We start from the raw sequence: 18691 nt of genomic DNA on the forward strand, positions 1-18691 counted from the left end.
AGGTCCTTATTTAATGAGGCCATAGAGTCTGAAGATGTTGATAAGGAGCAATATCTTTTAGAAAAAGAAAATGCCAGATACCAGTTGGCAGAAATGTAAAAAAGGCACTTGCTCTGCCAGATATTGAGGAAATGATAAATTATACTCCTGTAAGTAACAGTGAGGAAAAGGTTAGGGATTTATGGCTGTTTTCTTATTTCTGTAATGGCATAAATGTAAAAAAGATAGTGCTAAGGTATAAGAATACAGATTCTACTACCATTACTTTTGTTAGTGCCAAAACTGCCAGAATTACCCGTCTTAATACTAAGACCATAATTGCTATACTCAACCTCAGGTTAGGCAGGTAATTTAAAGGGGGAAGTAAACCAATGTTGTCTCTAATACCTATCTGGTTACACCGATCAAAGCTCTGGTTAAGATGGATTCAGTTATAGTTTTAGTTTGGGCACATTCAAGATAAATTATGATAGAAAAAGCTACTGGCTTTTCGCTAGGTAGTCATTTGTTTCCCTGGATTTTTCCTGGAACAATTACCTGAATGTTGAAAACGCAGCATTAGAGGTATTCCTGAAATGGTTTTAGAAGTTGCTTAAATATTATAAAAATAAATTATTAAGCGTTCATTTCTGAGTTTTCAGGCCTGAAAGCATACCGTTTTTATTAACTGCTGTTTCATTCATAAAAGCCGGACTTTTAGGATAGAGCTTTAGCAAACCTGAATGTTTAAACAGGCTTCTGGATCTAAAGGTACCATTTTAAAAAGAGCTGTTTTTTGAGGTAGAAGTCTCTATGAAGGTAATCACTTGAAAATAGGATAAAATTCGTTTTGTTTTGATAATCTGATTAATGTGCAGTTATAATGTAACTAACTGAAAATTAACCTTTTGTTTTGCATAAAGATGATAATCTTTTTTCTTTTAATATGTTAAGTGGTTTGATGTCAGTTTGTTGTGTTGATGTATAACAAATAGCGGTTCATTGAGATTTATTGCTGATAATTGTATTATAACGATTTAACAAAGGGAATTAAGACTAAATGAAAGTGTATTAATGCTCTGAATGTCAGGGTGAAGGGTGATATATATTTAGTAAAGGTCATTGTTTAGTATGTTAGGCATTTTTAATTTTGTTAATTCAAGATTGCTTAATTCAATATTTTGCTCATCAGGTAGTTAGCCTTAAAAAGCTGAAATATTTTGTTAGTTAACACACCTTAACAGCACTTCTATGCAAAAATTCTACTCCTTCTTCCGGTATTTAATCGTTCCGTTTAAATTTAAATATCCGTTCGTTTTCTGCCAACTAGTAGCATTGTTTTGCTGTCTTGCTGTTAACTCCAATGCACAACAATTGCTGCCGCCCGGCCCCCAGACCGATGGTACTGTAAATGTTACTTACCGCGACGGAGGCATTCAGTACGTGGGCGGCTCATTCAGCACAGTTGGCTACAAGACCGGATCTGCTACGCTTTTCCCAGGCTCGGGAAATACCCCCAACTTAAATTTCCCCCAAATTAACGGCACCGTTTATTGCTCGGCACCAGACGGCACCGGCGGCTGGTACCTGGGCGGTAGTTTCACCCAGGCAGGAGGGGTTTCCAGGAGTAACCTGGTACACATCACCGCAGCAAATACTGTAAATCCATCTTTCCAGCCAAACCCCAATAGTACAGTTTACGCTTTGTTGCTTCATGGCTCTGCTTTGTACGCGGGTGGAGATTTTACTACCCTTGGCGGGTTGGTGCGCAACCGCTTAGGTGCCGTTAACGCTTCTACCGGTGCCGCCTTGGCCTTCGATCCGAACCTGGACAATACCGTAAATACGCTGGCCCTGAATGGTGCCAACCTGCTGGCTGGCGGTACCTTTCAGCGTGTAAGTGGTAACCTTTGCCCTCATCTGGCAGCTTTCAGCACCGCTACCGGCCAGCGAGTTTCCCACACGCAAGCCGATGGCCAGGTGACTTCTCTTTTAACCGACGGAACCACTACCTATGCCGGCGGTGCTTTCCAGGGCTTTGGATACAATACCGGTTACAGCGCCTTGCTCAGTTCCAACTCCAATGCGCCTTCAGCTGGCTGGCCTACTTTTAACGGTACGGTTAACATCACGATCTCCGATGGTAGCGGCGGCTGGTACGTAGGTGGTGCCTTTACCAAAGTAGGCAACGTAAGCATCCGCAATCTGGTGCATATTACTGCTACCAATGATATCGACCCAATCTTTAAACCGGAGCCGAACGGTACGGTAACCACCCTCTTACGAAACGGGGCAACTATTTATGCCGGCGGGGATTTTACTATTATTGGCAAGGAAGTGCGTAACCGGCTGGCTGAACTCGATCCGGTAACCGGTACTGCCACCAGTATTAATCCAGACCTCGACAGCAGACCCAATGCGCTGGCCATTGCCGGATCCAGATTATACGTAGGGGGTGCAATGAACAATGCCCAGGGGAACCCCGCCCGTAATCTGGTGGCGTACGACCTGACTACTGGTCTGCGTACCCCTTATCCCGGCGCCAATGGTGCGGTGCTATCCCTGCTGGCCGATGGCAGCAACCTTTTTGTGGGAGGATCCTTCTCCGGCATTGGTTTTTATACCGGATATTCTGCGCAATTAAGCACTTCTTCTGATGTGCCTTCCGCCACCTGGCCCGTAATTAACGGAACGGTTTACGTAACCATTCCGGACGGCAATGGCGGCTGGTACGTAGGGGGCTCCTTTAGCCAGGTTGGCAGTACAACCATACGCAACCTGGTTCATATTACTGCCACCAATACCATAGACGCGGCTTTTAAACCAGAACCGAACGGAGGCGTTTACTCGCTTTTAAAAAACGGAACTACCCTGTATGTTGGGGGGGATTTCAACACCATAGGCGGGCAAAGCCGCAACCGGCTGGCTGCGGTAAATGCCGGCACCGGCGCTGCCACCAATCTTGATTTAAGCACCAGCAACCGCGTCCGCAGCCTGACCCTTGTCGGAACAACCTTATATGCCGGCGGCGATATGCTGCATACCCAAGGTTTTCCAACCCGATATCTGACCGGTTTTAATGTTTCCACCGGGGAGCTGGTTAAGGTGCCTGGTTTCAATTCCCAGATCAAAGCAATGGCAACTGACGGAACCAATATTTATGCCGCCGGTAGTCATACGCAGACAGGTATTTCGGCGGAATACGCCGCCCTGCTTTCCATTAGCTCCGATGTGCCTTCCGCAAACTGGCCATATTTTAACGGCACCATCTATGCTGTTGCCGGCGACGGCAACGGTGGCTGGTACGTAGGCGGCTCATTCAGCGAAGTGGCCGGACAGCCGCGTCGTAACCTGGTCCGGTTGCTGGCCAATGGTACTATAGATCCGGTTTTTGCACCTGACCCGAACAGCACGGTACACACACTGGCATTAAAAGGCAGCACCCTCTATACCGGGGGCTCCTTTAACCAGATCGGAGGAAATACCCGCACTTACTTAGCCGCTGTAAACGCCGTTACCGGTGCCTTGCTGCCGCTTTTCGATGCCGCCCCTAATTCTACGGTTACTAAACTGGCCGTTTCCGACGATGCCCTGTATGTAGGCGGCAGTTTCTCGCAGATCGGCGGACAAACCCGCAATCGCCTGGCGTCTCTGGATCTGACTTCCGGCAGTGCCGGCACCTGGAATCCTAATCCGAACAGCACGGTAAATGACATACTGGTAGATACTGCCGCCGGTACATTATATGTGGCCGGTTCTTTCTCGCAGATCGGCGGACAAACCCGCCAATATCTGGTGGCGTTCGACCTGCTCACGCATACGCTTTCTGCCTTTGCCCCTAATCCCAACAGTACTGTTTATTCCCTTGCTTTATCCGGCGCCGACCTCTTCGTGGGCGGATCTTTTTCAACTATCGGAGGGCAGAACCGGCAATACCTGGCTGCCCTCAATAAAAATACTGGTACGCCTTCTGCATTCAACCCGCAGCCAAACAGCACCGTGCAGGCAATAGCAACTGATGGTACTTCACTCTTTATAGGTGGTTCTTTTACGCGCATTGGCAATTTGTCAGGTTCGCCTACCCGAAATTACCTGGCCGCCTTTACCCTGAACACCGGCTCCCTGAGCAGCTGGGACCCGGCCGCGAACAGCTCTGTGACCGGAATAACCCTGGCTGGCGCCGGCATGGTAGTAACCGGTAGCTTCAACCTTTTGAAAACCACCACCGACCGGCCGTACCTGGCTGCATTCGATGCCGTTACAGGCCAGTTAAATTCAGGTTTTGCACCGGTCTTCAGCTCTGATCCTGGTCTGGAAGCATTAACCCTGCATGGCGCTACGCTGTATGCGGGTGGTTCCTTTAACATAAATGTAAACGGGCAGAACCGCCGGGGCCTTGCCGCCTTCGATAAAACTACTGGTATAGCCACTTCCTTCAATCCGCAACTAAACAGCCGGGTGAATGCGTTGGCCACGGACGGCACAACGCTTTTTGCGGGTGGTGATTTTACCCAGGCTGGCAGCAGCAGTCCGGTTACCCGCAACCGCCTGGCTGCCTTTGATCTGGGTACCGGCACTTTAACTAATTGGAATCCGAACGCCAACAGCGCGGTGTATGCGCTGGGTATGAGCGGTGCGCAGGTGGTGACCGGCGGGTCGTTCACTTACCTCAAAAGCCATGACCAGAACGGCCTGATCTCTCTGGATGCCGTTACCGGCGCAACCAACACAGGTTTTGCAGCCAACTTTAACTACTATTTTTACGGTTATGCTCCGCAAACCATGGTAATTTCGGGCAATACGCTTTACGTAGGCGGTTACCTGTACCAGTATAAAGGTGCTATGGTAAGCAACATTCTGGGGTTGGATAAATCCACAGGAACCCTTTCCGGTTTTGCTCCTAATCTGAACAACACTGTTTATCAACTGGCAACCGATGGTACTACCCTTTTCGCGGCCGGTGAATTTACGCAGGCCGGCACCATTTCCCGAAATCGTCTGGCATCTTTCACCCTGAGCAATGGTGCCTTAACCAGCTGGGATCCGAACGCGAACAGCAGTGTACGAACCCTGGCTCTGGACGGTACACAATTGCTGATAGGGGGTAGCTTTACCTACCTGAATTATCAGGCCAAAGCCCGGCTGGCCTCACTTACATCTACCGGGCACTTAAATACCGCTTTCAGTCCGCCAGCTTTCAGCAATGCCTATTCCGCTCCGGTTTCAGGTATGCTGATCTCGGGCGGCAAGCTTTATGTGGCCGGCGACTTTTATAGTTATACCAATAGCAATAGCGTAAACCGCAACTTTTCTTCAATAACGGCTTTCGATAAAGTTACCGGTTTCGACGATGGCAGCTTTACCATTGCTTTCGGAGGCGGCTATGGCCAGGCTAAAACCATTACCACCGACGGTACGACTTTGTTTGTCGGCGGCGACTTCACCCAGGTTGGCACCGGATCAGCTGGCATAAAGCGTAACCGCCTGGCAGCTTTTACCATGAGCAACGGTTCTCTTGCCAGCTGGGATCCGGGCGTAAATAATACCGTGCATACCCTGAGCCGCAGCGGCAGCGACCTGTTGGCCGGCGGATCGTTTAACATGTCCAATGCATTCTCGCGGAGTGGGTTGTTTGCATATTCCGTACGCACCGGCGAGATCTTGCCAGGCTTTAATGCAAACCTTGCCGGTCCGGTTTATGCCCTTACTTCCGTAGGCAGCCGTCTGTTTGTGGGAGGCGCTATGTACACGAACGGTAGCAACCCAAAAGGGGGCTTGTTGGCAATCGATAAACTCACCGGTGCCGATACGGGTTTTAATTCCGGTCTTTATTCTTCTCACTCTTACGCTGGCAGTGCCCCGGTACATAGCCTGGCGGTTTCCGGTTCCACGCTGTACGTGGGCGGCGATTTTTATAATGGTTACGGCGCACCCCGTAATTACCTGGCAGCTTACAACCTGAATACCGATGCGCTGATTTCCGGTTTTAACCCGAATTTGAACGGCCGGGTGAAAGCACTGGCTCTGGACGGCACAACGCTGTACGTGGGCGGTGAATTCACGACGATCAACGGTCAAACCCGCAACCGCCTTTCTTCCTTCGATATCGGTACCAATTCCCTGACTTCCTGGAATCCAGGTGCCAATAGCACCGTGTTTGCTCTTGGTGTAAATACAACGGCATTATATGCAGGGGGGTATTTTTCAATTGCAGGCGGGCAAAACCGCTACGGTGTTGCGGCAATAGATAAGGTATCCGGTACAGCTACTTCCTGGGATCCCGGCCTTAACAGCCATGTAGAAGAAATTCTGGCAACGGATACCAGGGTAATATTGGGTGGTGCCTTTACTCAGGCTAATGGTCAGCCTGTAAACCGGGCGGCCATTTACGGTGCTTCGGGCAACGCCCCAGTCTTTACACCACAATTCAATAATTCGGTATTGACTTTTTCGCTCAATTCCGATACCCTTTTAACCGGTGGCAGCTTTACCACGGCTAACGGCGAAACCCGCCAGTATATGGCTGGTTTTACCTTAGATGCCACGCCAACCATTATCTCCTTTTCCCCAGTAAGTGGTCCGGCAGGTACCGTGGTAACGGTAACCGGCTCGGGCTTTACCGGTGTAACTTCTGTAACCCTGAACGGCGTGAACGTTCCGGTTTACAATGTAACCAGTACTACCCAGTTCACTTTTACTGTTCCGGCCGGCGCTACTACCGGGCTTATCGCCGTTACAGCAGCCACCGGCACAGGTACCAGCTCGCAGGTATTTACGGTGCTGCCGGCAGTAGCTATTACCAGTTTTACGCCCACCAGCGGCAAAGCCGGCGACGCGGTAAACATTTACGGCAACGGTTTTACGGGAGCAACTTCGGTAACCTTTAACGGCACAGCTGTTCTAAGCCCTTCGGTTTACAGCAATACCCATATTTACGCTGTTGTTCCGGTCGGAGCTACTACCGGCCCGATCGCCGTTACGTCTCCTGCCGGAACCGGTACCAGCGACCAAGATTTTGTAGTGATTCCTTCCCCAACCATTACTAGCTTCTCGCCGGGCAGCGGCCCTTCAGGCACCATGGTTACTATTACCGGCACGAACTTTGGTGGTTTGAATGCGGTGAAGTTCAACGGCACAAATGCTTCTAACTATACCCTGATTTCTTCCACTACTATTACGGCAGAAGTTCCGGGTGGAGCAACCAGCGGATCTATCTCAGTAACCGCTGCGGGTGGTACCGGCACTTCTGCGAGCAGTTTTACGGTGGTGACTTCTCCGGAGATCAGCAGTTTCTGGCCGCCAAGTGGCCCGGCGGGCACCGTAGTTACCATTTACGGTAACTACTTTACCAATGCCACGGAGGTAAGCTTTAACGGTGCCAATGCGCTGGCCTTTAACGTGGTGAACAGCACCCAGATAAACGCCACCGTACCGGTTGGCGCTACCGACGGCCTGATTCGGGTAACAACTCCAAGCGGTACTGCCACCAGCGCTACGATCTTCGATGTAACCCCGAGTGTAACAGTAAGCTACGCCTACGGTCCTTCGAATTCTTACAATGCAGCAGCTATCGGAAATACTATTACGGTACACGGCTCCGGTTTCTCTGGCGCTACTTCTGTGGAATTTAACGGCGGCACGGGTACTAACCTGGTGGTGACCAGCTCCTCTCAACTCACGGTAACGGTTCCGGTTGGTGCCCAGACTGGTCCGATCAGTGTAACCACACCTTTCGGCACCGGCACCATGACCACCGACTTCAACATTATACCCGCGCCAACTATTACGAGCTTTACGCCAAGTTTTGCTACGGTAGGTTCTTTGATTACGATTTACGGAACGGGTTATGCCAGCGGCGGAACAGTAACCTTCGGCGGCAATGTGAACGCTACTTACCTTTACAATTATGGTCCGAACTTCATAACCGTAGCGGTACCTACCGGTGCCAGTACCGGTCTGCTCTCGGTTACGACCCTGGGCGGAACGGCCACTTCGGCTACGGTATTTACCGTAGTAGGGGCGCCTACCATCACTGCCTTTTCTCCGGATAACGGCTTACCGGGTACTTCGGTAACCATAACCGGGACCAACCTGACGGGTACGAACCAGGTGAACTTTAACGGTACGCCGGCTACTTTCAGCAACGTAACCAGTACCTCGCTTACCGCTGTAGTACCAGCCAATGCCACTACCGGCCCGATTGCGGTCTACACGCCGGCTGGCTACTATACTACTGCCAGCAATGGCGCTGCTGGCGTATTTACCGTGCTAAGCCTGGTACCAACCATCAGCAGTTTTACCCCAACCGGTGGTCCGGAAGGTACTTTGGTAACGGTTTCCGGTACCAATTTTACCGGTGCTACCAGCGTTACGGTAGGGGGTGTGCCGGCCATCAGTTTCTCGGTGCAATCGGCAACCAGCCTGACGCTCTATATCCCGACAGGCGCTATTACCGGCCCGATCGTGATCACGAACCCAAGTGGGACAGCTACCAGCGCCACCAATTTTACAGTAGTTCCGGCACCGGTCATTACTTCGGTTTCACCAAATAGCGAAGTAGTAGGTGCTTCGGTGGTGATCTATGGCAGTAATTTCCAGAATGCCAGTTACGTGGGCTTTAATGGTACTTCAGCTCCGGGTTATGTGGTGAATAGTTCGGGCACCGAAATTACCGTTACGGTACCAGCTGGTGCCACCACAGGTCAGATCAGGGTTACTACGCCGGGAGGTACTACATACAGCAGTAGCAACTTTACCGTGTTGGTGCCAGCCCCAACCATTACTACCTTCTCCCCGGCCAGCGGTCCGATCAACACCGCAGTTACCATTACCGGTACAAACTTCACCAATGTCAGCAGTGTGCGGTTCAACGGCATTGCTGCCGGCTTTACTCAGAATTCCGCTACCAGCATTACGGCTACCGTACCGATTGGTACCAGCACCGGCCCGATCACGGTTACTACGCCGGGCGGCACTGCAACTTCTGCCACGGACTTTATCTTTATCCCGGCTCCGGTACTTTCTTCGCTGGCGCCAACAAGCGGAGGGGCCGGTACCGTAGTTACCCTGTCCGGCGGCAACTTTCAGAATACTTCGGCAGTGCGCTTTAACGGCGCCCTGGCTTCCGGATACGTAGTGAACGGAAACGGTACCCAGATCACAGTTTCTGTGCCTGCCGGGGCGAGCACCGGTCCGGTAAGCGTTACTACGCCGGGCGGTACCGCCACAAGCACCGGTAATTTCACGGTACTTAGCGCGCCAACCATTTCCGGTTTCACGCCGGCAAGTGGCCCGGCGGGTACCAACGTGGTAATTACGGGGACTAACTTAAACACTACTACCGGCGTGAACTTTAACGGTACCCTTGCAGGTTTCACTGTGAATTCCGCTACCCAACTTACCGCCACGGTGCCGGCCACTGCAACTACCGGTTTCGTAACCGTAATCTCGGGCGGCGGCTCCAACAGCAGTGCCGATCCGTTTACTGTGATACCAACAACGCTGGCAGCTTTCGATCCGGTTTGCGAGACTGGCAGCGCCTTTAGCTTAAGCGGAGGTTCGCCGGCGGGCGGCACTTATTCCGGTCCGGGCGTAAGCAGCAATCAGTTCAATCCGGCTACAGCCGGCGTAGGTACGCACACCATTACCTATACCTATACCCTGAACAGCATAATCACCAGCGCTACTCAAACCTTAAACGTAGAAGCCCGGCCAACTGTAACGCTGGCCTCGCAAAATGCAGTTTGTCAGGGAACGGCGGCTTTTAACCTGGGCGGTGGTTCGCCAGCTGGCGGAACCTACTCTGGTACGGGGGTGAGCGGTGGCCAGTTTAACCCAGCCGTGGCAGGAGTTGGCACCCATGCAATTACATATGCTTACACGAATGCCGCGGGTTGCAGTAGCTCCGCAATCCAACAGCTGACCGTATTGCCAACACCGACGTTTGCCAGCTCCGCCACCCAGGTTTGTAGCGGACAACCGGTAACGCTTACGGTTAGCAACGCCGGGGCGGGCGCTACTTATGCCTGGAGCACAGGTGAAACTACGGCCAGTATTACCGCTTCGCCAACTGTGCAGACCACCTATTCTGTAACAGTAACCAATGCTGCCGGTTGTACTTATCCGTTCAGCCAGCAGGTAACTATTAACCCGTTTACCTCGGCTCCGGGCGTGGTAAGCCAGCTCCAGCCGGTAGATAATTCCAACGGGTTGAGTTTGCCAATTACTTTCTCCTGGAACGGTACCGGTCAGGTTTCTACCTATGACCTTTACATATGGCCTGTCAGCGGACTGAAACCTGTTACGCCAACGGCAGCAGGCATTAATTCTTTGCAATATACCTTCTACGGAACCCTGCCTTACGGCGCGCAATATAACTGGCAGGTAGTGGCGAAGAACACCTGTTTCACCACCAATGGGCCAGTCCTTACCTTTGGCTTACGCGAGTTGCCGGACCTGCGGATAACCCTGATCCAGAATCCGGATACGGTTTATGCCGGGCAGACCATGCAAATGAGCTGGAATGTTACGAATTTTGGTTTGGGTAGCACGCTGGCGCAACAATGGCGCGATGAAGTGTGGCTGAGCCAGGATTCAGCTTTCAATGCAGCAACTGCCATAAGAGTGGGTGATTGGGGAAATACTACCTTCCTGCAAGCCAATGCGACTTACATTACCAACGCTACTTTCCCGGTGCCGTATTCTCAGGCCGGCTATTACTACGTTTTTGTGAAAGCGAATACGGGTTCCCTGCTGGAAACCAACCTGAATAACAATCGCCTGCGGGCTACTGGTCGCACTTTGATGATCGTGCCGACTACTCCTGACCTGACGGTGGAGAACTTCGTGTCGCCGCCGGATCCATCGGTAAGCTACACTGACGTTACTATGCGCTACAATGTATATAACCGTGGTTCTGTGGCCGCTATTGCCCATCGGTACGATGAGTTTTTTATCTCGCCGGATACCATTCTGAATATCAGTCAGAATACCGGCCGCCTGGCGTTGGGTCCGAATGCCATTTCGCTGGGCCGCCGCCTGGTAACCGATACCCTGCTTACCAATGGGCATTACCAGCGTACTGTAACCGTGCGTATTCCGCATACCGAATTCGGTACCCGTTACTTTTATGCTTATACTGATACTGATAACCAGCTCTTCGAAACGGCCAGTACCAACAACGTGAATCGTCCGGTACCGGTCGAGATCATCCTGCGGCCGCCGGCGGATCTTATTCCGATCGCGCTGAATGCCCCGGCTAACATGATCGCCGGAGCCACTGCTGCTATTACCTGGGATGTACGGAACGCAGGCAACAATCCCCCGGTAGCCGAAGAACGGTACTGGAGCGATAATTTCTGGCTGAGCCCGACCGCTACCTTCGATCCGGCAACTGCCATTCCGGTAGGAACACTCAATATATTCGGAGGCGATACCCTGGGCGTGCAGCATCACTACCGGCGTAGCGTGAACCTGAATATTCCGAACGGCATTTCCGGCACATATTACGTTTTCGGCCACGCTGATTATGTAGCAGGGGCAGTGCGAGGCAATGTGTTCGAATACAACCAGGAAAGCAACAACATGCTGCGCTCCGGCGCAATAAACGTAGGCTTGACTTTTGCTGACCTAAACCCTGCCGTTTTCAACGGACCAACCAGCGTGGATGCGTTCCAGACCTTTACGATTAACTACACGGTGCAGAACACTAATTCTGCCGTAGGCGCCGCTTCCGGTTCCTGGACCGATGCTGTATGGCTGCATAACCACAACAGCAGTGCCGCGAACTGCTCGCCGTTAGCCACCGTAACCCGTAGCGGTCCATTGGCTCCGGGTGCCACTTACTCCGGTACCATGACGGTTTCTATTCCGCGTTACATCGACCCGGGCACCTACGACCTGGTGCTCCGAACCGACAACGGCGGCACCGTGTACGAATACAACCTAGAGAACAACAATGACCTTCGTTATACTTTCACCTATAATTATTCCGATGATCTGGAACTCACTGCGTTGGCAACCAGTGGGGCCGCGCTTTCCGGCCAGACCATTCAGGTGAATTTCAGCGTAGAAAACCAGGGCGCCTTCCGGACGCTGGCAACCGGATGGGCCGATCAGTTCTATCTTTCTGCGGATGCCAGTCTGGATGCCAGTGACCTGCTGCTGAACACGGTAACCCGCAACGGTGACCTGAACATCGGGGAAAGCTACAACGGATCAACTACAGTTCGAATGCCGCATGGCCTTCAGGGTAATTATTTCCTGATCGGCAAAGCCGGAGTGCGTGATGGTCGTGGAACCTGCAACGGGATTGCTTCCAGCGTGCTCGTGGATACTGACCCGGCCAATAACTTCCGGACCATCGGTTTACCAATTACCCTTACGCCACCAAGCGACCTGATCCCGGTAACCTACACTCTGCCAACCGACGTGGTAGCCGGGCAGCAGGTTACTATTCCGTTCACTATTCAGAACCAGGGAACAGGCGCTACTTTGGAAGGAAACTGGGACGACGGAATTTATCTGAACACTTCGCCTACTGTGAACGGGGCTGTGCGCATTGGTACGGTACGTCACGCGGGTACCCGTGGTGCCGGGCAGAGCTATTCAACTTCCATTACGACCACCATTCCGGCTTATATGGCAGGCAACTACTATATCTTCCTGGTAACGGATATTTCCGGCGTGAGCGGCTATATTCCAAGCCAGCACTGGGGCGGAGCTGTGCAGTACGGCACTGTGTATGAACATCAGCAAGAACTTAATAATGTGGTACAGGGCAGTATCCTGATCCGGGTGCCGCAACCAGCTGACCTGGTAGTTACCAGTGTAACGATCCCGGCCAACCGTAAACTGGGGGAAATGATGACGGTTCATTACGAAGTGAAAAACCAAGGCGTGAACCCGGCCATCGGCCAGTTGAAAGACGGCTTGTTCCTGAGTCTGGATGCTACCTTAAACGGTGCTATTGATCAGCTTTTTGCCACCAGTACCGGAAACGTTGTTCTTGCTCCGAACCAGACTTTCAGCGGTACGGTGCGTTCCCGCCTGCAGGGCCTAATGCCGGGCACCTATCATGGTCTGATGGCTACCAACCTGTTCAATGACATTTACGAAGGTCTGACCGCCAGCCCGGCTGCGAACAATAACGTGACCGGTGCCGGCAACCAGCTGGATCTGGGTGTGAACGTACTGCCATTGCGCACTCCAACCAGCTTCCCGCTCATGAAAGATTCGGTAGTATATTACCAGGTAAACCCGGGTGAGAACAAAGATATGGTGCTGACGCTGACGAGTAATCATAGCCTGGGTCAGAATGAAATGTACGTAGCCTATAACCGTGTACCGACTCCGGCTGATTACGATTTCATTTATCTGAACCAGGTAAGCACGTCCCAAGAGATACTGGTGCCAACCACCGGGGCGCTGCCGTATTATGTGCTGGTGAAAACGCCTTATCAATATTCCGGTTTGCAAACCGCTACGCTATACGCCGATACCCTGGGCTTCCAGGTGCGAAGCATAACCGCCAATAAGGTAGGCCGCGGTCGTGTAACTACCCAGGTGCTGGGTGCCGGCTTCCGTCGCCTGAAAACCGGAACCAACGGCTACCCGGCCACGCGATACTACCTGACCAAAGGCAACAACCCGGCAATTAGAGCCGAAGCCCAGGTGCTGAAATACCATAACAGTACCGAAGTAACGTTGCGCTGGCGCCTCGATACCCTGAGCGTAGGACTATACAATGTGGTAGCCGACAACAACGGTACCCGCGTGCAACTGACCAACGGCCTGACCGTAGAGCCGGCTCAACCGCTGAACGTGGATTTTGCCACTATTATTCCGCAGGTGGTGCGTGTAAATTCGCATGCCAACTGGACCTACTTCCTACAGAACAATTCGAATGTGGACGTACCTTACTGGGAATTCCAGTATGAGTTGCCGCCTGGCCAGAATCCGGTGATCACGCATACACCGAACGTACGGAAGAAAAGCGATTTCTATGCGGGCGCAGCCAGCAGCACTCTGCGTAACCGGATGGACAATGGCCTGACCGAAGTTTTGCCGTTCGTAGCGCGCGATTTGCGCCCGGGTGAGATTATTCAGGTAAACCTGCGCCTGACCCCAACCGCTACCGGCGGGTTTCCGGTGGTATGGAACCAGGCTGCTTTAACGGAAGAATGGTACACCCGTCAAACTCTTGATCACATTGACCGTTACCGCGCCGCCGTACTGGCCAAGCCAGCTGATTTCCCGGCCGGAGTAGCCAACCTGGCTGCTAATGCTACGGCCTGGCAAGACAGCCTGCGCCGCTACTACGTGAGCCAGGGGCTTCTTGATACAATAGCCCTGAAAGCCCCGAAACTGCGCACCGGTTACACGGCGCTATCCAACAGCGTGCAGATCCCGGGCGGGGTTTGCGGTACCTGGGGCGTTACAGAATGTGTGCGGCCGTTCCGTCCGGATCCGTTCGATGCTAATGTGTACCCGGCGGCCCTGATCGGTTGCGCTGATTCCATTGTGTTTACGTACAAAGGCCGCGGGGTTAGCTGCACGCAGGTAGTGGGTTCTCTGGATCCGAACCTGATAGCGGGGCCATCCGGAACCGGTCAGCGGAAAATGGTAGGCAATCAGCAGCGCTTGAGTTACCAGGTACAATTTGAGAACGATCCTTTACTGGCAACGGCGCCGGCCCAGGTGGTACGGGTAACCGTTCCGCTGAATCCGGCCTTCGATGCCCAGCAATTCCGTCTGGGTTCATTCGGTTGGGGAAATTACTTGTTTGAAACCCCGCCAAATTCCAGTTCTTATACTTCTGTACTCGATATGCCAGACAGCCTGGGTTACGACGTGCGGGTGCTGGGAACGGTAGACGTAGTGGGTCGCCGCCTGATCTGGCAGTTCGAAACCCTTGATCCGGCTACCGGCGTTGCTCCGGCTGATCCGAATAAAGGCTTCCTGCTGGTGAACGATTCTACCGGGCGGGGCCAGGGCTTTATTAACTACACCATTAAAGCTTCTCCAACGGCCGTAACCGGCGATACGCTGGCCGCGCAGGCTACTATTGTGTTCGATAGCAATCCGCCACTGGCTACTAACCGTTGGGTGAACCTGCTGGATGCTGTTGCGCCAACCAGTTTGATAAATGCGCTGCCACTGCCTTCGGTTGAACCTTCTGCTATTCTTACCTGGGCAGCAAACGACGATACCAATGGTTCCGGCCTGCTGACCTATGATCTGTATGTAAGCCAGGATGGTGGCCCTTTTGAACAAAAAGTAACGGGACTTACAGACAAAACCTACACCTTTAATGGGGAGCCAAAAGTTCGTTACGAGTTCTTTGTTCTGGCCAGAGACAGCGCTGAAAACCAGGAAGCCATGAAGTCAGCCTTTGAAGCGGTGCTCTTCCACGATCCGGGTACGCCGCTGCCGGTAGAACTGGTAAGCTTCAAGGCAACCCGTAAAGGACAGGACGCCCTGCTGGAGTGGCAAACCGCCGAAGAACTGGACAATGCTGGTTTTGAAGTGGAAGTGTCAGAAGATGGAAGAACCTTCAGGAAGTTGCAATATCTGGAAGCTAAAGGGCGAAACAGCCATTATAGTTACCTGGATGCCGGACTTAACAAAAAGGGAATGCGTTATTATCGTCTGAAACAGCTAGACCTGGATGAAAGCTTCAGCTATTCGCCGATCCGCACCCTGGATTTTGGCGATGTCAAAACTGTTACTACCGCCTGGCCAAACCCGTTCAGTTCGAACCTGTTCGTAAAACTGACCACCCAAATAGAAGAACCGGTAACCCTGGTAGTAACCGATGTGCTGGGCCGGGTGCGTTACAAACAGGAATTCAACCTGAAGCCTGGTAACCATCAGGTAGAACTTGAACTTGCCGAAAATCTGCCGGCCGGCCTTTACCTGCTGGAAGTGATCAGGAAAGAGAGCAGGGAAGCCCTGAAAGTGATCAGGAAATAAGCTTTCCGGCTAAAACTTAAAAAGCAGCCCCGGCAATACCGGGGCTGCTTTTTTTTTATGAGCTTTTGATGGGGGGGTACTGTGAAATTTTCTGTTTCGCCGCCTAACTATTGATCATGGTAATCAAAAAAAGTACTGAATTGGCTGGATAATCTGAAAGTGCGGCTTTCGAAATCAAGCGGCAGGGGATGGGAATAGGAATAGGAGCGTGCAAATTGTGTGCAAACAAAAAAGCCACTCAGATTGCTCTAAGTGGCTTTTCGTTGCTCCCCCTCTTGGGCTCGAACCAAGGACCCCATGATTAACAGTCATGTGCTCTAACCGACTGAGCTAAGGAGGAATCTTTTCTTCAGTTTCGCTGGTGCGTTGCTGAATTATGATGCAATATTACAGGGTTTTTTAATGCGGTGCAAGTGCTGCCGATAAATTTTTTTAAAGTTTTTTGTAAAATCCTGAAAACCAAAAGGAAAATTTAGTTCGAAATGATCAGCGTATTGCCCGAAAGCGCCGTTTGGTACTGCTTGAGTGGAAAACGGGCCGGGCCGGAAATTACCGCACCCTCAAAATCGAACTGCGAACCACAGCATTTGTCTTTCATGAATAGCTTCGAATCATCAACTTTTACTACCGCGCAGGTATCGGTGGACTGGTAAGTGCAGGTTTGTTCGAAGGCTAAATAACGGTTGGCATTCTGGCGGACCACAATTATGCCCCGCGCCCCCGCATTCAGGTAAACAAAACCCCTGTCCTGGCGCAAAGCCGCGTACTGAATGTTGGTCAGGTTCAGTTGCTGGCTCACGTGCACGTCCCGGATGTAAGGCCGTTGTTCCTTGTCATCGTCGGAGCAACTGGCCAGAAACGGTAGGGTTAAGAGTAAAAAAAGTCTAAGCCGTGTAATCATAAAATCCTCTGCCGGTTTTTCTGCCATGGTGGCCGGCTTCCACTTTCTGTTGTTGTATACGGTTCGGGCGGAACTTCGGGTCGTAATGAAACGCTTCGAACATAGACGAGGTAACCGAGAAATTCGTGTCCACCCCGATCAGGTCCATGAGCTGAAAAGGCCCCATTTTAAAGCCGCTGCTCTGCACCAGTTTGTCTATGGTTTCCAGGTCGGCCACTTTCTCTTCCAGAATTTTCAGGCCTTCTACGTAAAAATGGCGCGCCACCCGGTTTACAATAAAGCCCGGCGCATCGGCAGCGTGAACGGCTACTTTGCCCAGTTTTTCGGCCAGTTTATATACCGTTTCGGCTACTTCCGGGGCCGTAGCCACTCCCGAAATTACTTCCACCAGCTTCATGATATGGGCCGGATTGAAAAAGTGCATGCCTACCACGCGGGCCGGGTTCTGGATTTTAGCCGCAATGCGCGTGATCGGAATAGACGAAGTATTGGAAGCCAGAATGGTTTCGGAGCCGTTGATCATGGCCAGTTCCTGGAAAATGCTGTGCTTTACTTCCAAACGTTCTACCACAGCTTCTATTATAAAATCGGCGTGCACATCGTTCATGCTGCCGGTAAAAAGCAAACGGTCGAGCGTTTCCTGTTTTTCCGTGTCCGAAAGTTTGCCGCGCTCCACGGCTTTTTGCAGGTTGCTTTCAGATGTCTGGCGGGCTTTTTCTAAAACCGGCGCGTTTATATCGAATAAAATGGTTTGGTAACCGGCCTGCGCGCAGATCTGGGCAATGCCCTGGCCCATGGTGCCGGCGCCAACCACGCCAATGGTTTTAATATTTTCGAAAGCGATCATAACAAAAAACGGTATGGTTTAGAAGCAAAAAACTGAATATGCCGGTAAAAATAAAGATAATTTGGAGATTTGAAGATTAGAGAATTTGAAGATTGGAGATTTGAATATTTGGCGCTGGTTAATACGACTACCAGGCATTAGTTTTTAAGTTGAAAAGCATAGCGTTTTGTGAAAGTATTCGGACTACGAAATCCCCTGCTTTTAAAGGTTCTTTCCCATCTTCAAATTTCCAAATCTAGAATAACCCCTGCCATACTTTTGCGTTGAAAAACGGGGAGATAATATTGAAGATTTGTGGATACAACGGCAGGTTTACGGCATATTTTTCTGGTGCGGCACTACGAGCCCGATGTGGAGCGCAGCGGCTTTTTTAATTGCGAAGAAGCTACCCGTTTCCTTTCCGATTACGATGCTGCCAGCCTGGTGAAAACAGCTTTTACGCGCCCGGCCGGCTTGCCCGAGAACCTGCCGAAAGTATATTGCAGCACTTTGCCGCGCGCCAGGCAAACGGCCCGTTTGCTTTACGGCGAAGAGATTGAACTGGTGGAAAATGCCGATTTCAACGAGTTCCAGCGCAAAATTTTCCAGCTGCCCTTGTTTAAATTCCCCATAGAAGTGTGGCTCACGGCGGCGCGTTTTTCCTGGCTGCTGGGCTTAAACAGCCGCGGGATCGAAACTTTTCGGCAGGCCAGGAAACGCGCCATGCGCTGCGCCGAAACCCTGGCCGGCTACGCCGAAACCGAGGAAGAAGTGGTGTTGGTGGCGCACGGTTTTCTGAATGCCTTTATCCGACAGGCGCTTAAAAAACTGGGCTGGCGCATTGTTCGGCACGATGGCAATTCCTATCTGGGAGTAACGCAGCTGGTAAAACCCCATAGTTTGCAGGTGCCCGAAGAAATAGCCGCCATTTTGGCTGAAAAAAATGTTATGCGCTGAATTTTTCCGGAAACACAACCCTGTGCGCACTTTTTGAGTTTCGGGAGAAGAATTAG

General features: G+C 51.6%; 4 protein-coding genes and 1 tRNA gene. 2 read left to right on the plus strand and 3 right to left on the minus strand.

Annotation, left to right across the window (positions count from 1 at the left end; all coding sequences use genetic code 11):
- Positions 1–1230: 1230 nt before the first annotated feature.
- On the plus strand, positions 1231–15951 hold the full coding sequence (locus I5M27_RS10025) for an IPT/TIG domain-containing protein (RefSeq protein WP_200506075.1): 14721 nt from the start codon (positions 1231–1233) through the stop codon (positions 15949–15951).
- Between the two features lie 266 nt (positions 15952–16217).
- Here I5M27_RS10025 and I5M27_RS10030 read toward each other — a convergent pair.
- The 3 genes from I5M27_RS10030 to I5M27_RS10040 all read right to left on the minus strand — a co-directional run bounded on the left by I5M27_RS10030 (position 16218) and on the right by I5M27_RS10040 (position 17699).
- A tRNA-Asn gene (locus I5M27_RS10030) sits at positions 16218–16291 on the minus strand.
- Positions 16292–16423: 132 nt separating this feature from the next.
- Positions 16424–16852, minus strand: a complete 429-nt coding sequence (locus tag I5M27_RS10035) for a QcrA and Rieske domain-containing protein (RefSeq protein ID WP_200506076.1) — start codon at positions 16850–16852, stop codon at positions 16424–16426.
- Complete coding sequence (locus I5M27_RS10040; protein WP_234462476.1) at positions 16836–17699, minus strand: 3-hydroxyacyl-CoA dehydrogenase NAD-binding domain-containing protein; 864 nt, start codon at positions 17697–17699, stop codon at positions 16836–16838. The genes I5M27_RS10035 and I5M27_RS10040 overlap by 17 nt, the downstream gene beginning before the upstream one ends.
- Positions 17700–17993: 294 nt before the next feature.
- On the opposite strand from I5M27_RS10040, the gene I5M27_RS10045 reads away from it, so the two are divergent.
- Entirely contained in the window at positions 17994–18635 is a 642-nt protein-coding gene (locus I5M27_RS10045) for a histidine phosphatase family protein (RefSeq protein WP_200506077.1), read from the plus strand.
- The last annotated feature ends 56 nt before the right edge of the window (positions 18636–18691 follow it).

This window comes from Adhaeribacter terrigena (genome assembly GCF_016623615.1).
Classification (GTDB): Bacteria; Bacteroidota; Bacteroidia; order Cytophagales; family Hymenobacteraceae; genus Adhaeribacter_A; species Adhaeribacter_A terrigena.

What these genes read in the sequence shown, in the direction of transcription:
- I5M27_RS10025 (WP_200506075.1), top strand. Translation starts at nt 1,231, where the DNA reads ATGCAAAAATTCTACTCCTTCTTCCGGTATTTAATCGTTCCGTTTAAA.
- I5M27_RS10035 (WP_200506076.1), bottom strand. Translation starts at nt 16,852, where the DNA reads ATGATTACACGGCTTAGACTTTTTTTACTCTTAACCCTACCGTTTCTG.
- I5M27_RS10040 (WP_234462476.1), bottom strand. Translation starts at nt 17,699, where the DNA reads ATGATCGCTTTCGAAAATATTAAAACCATTGGCGTGGTTGGCGCCGGC.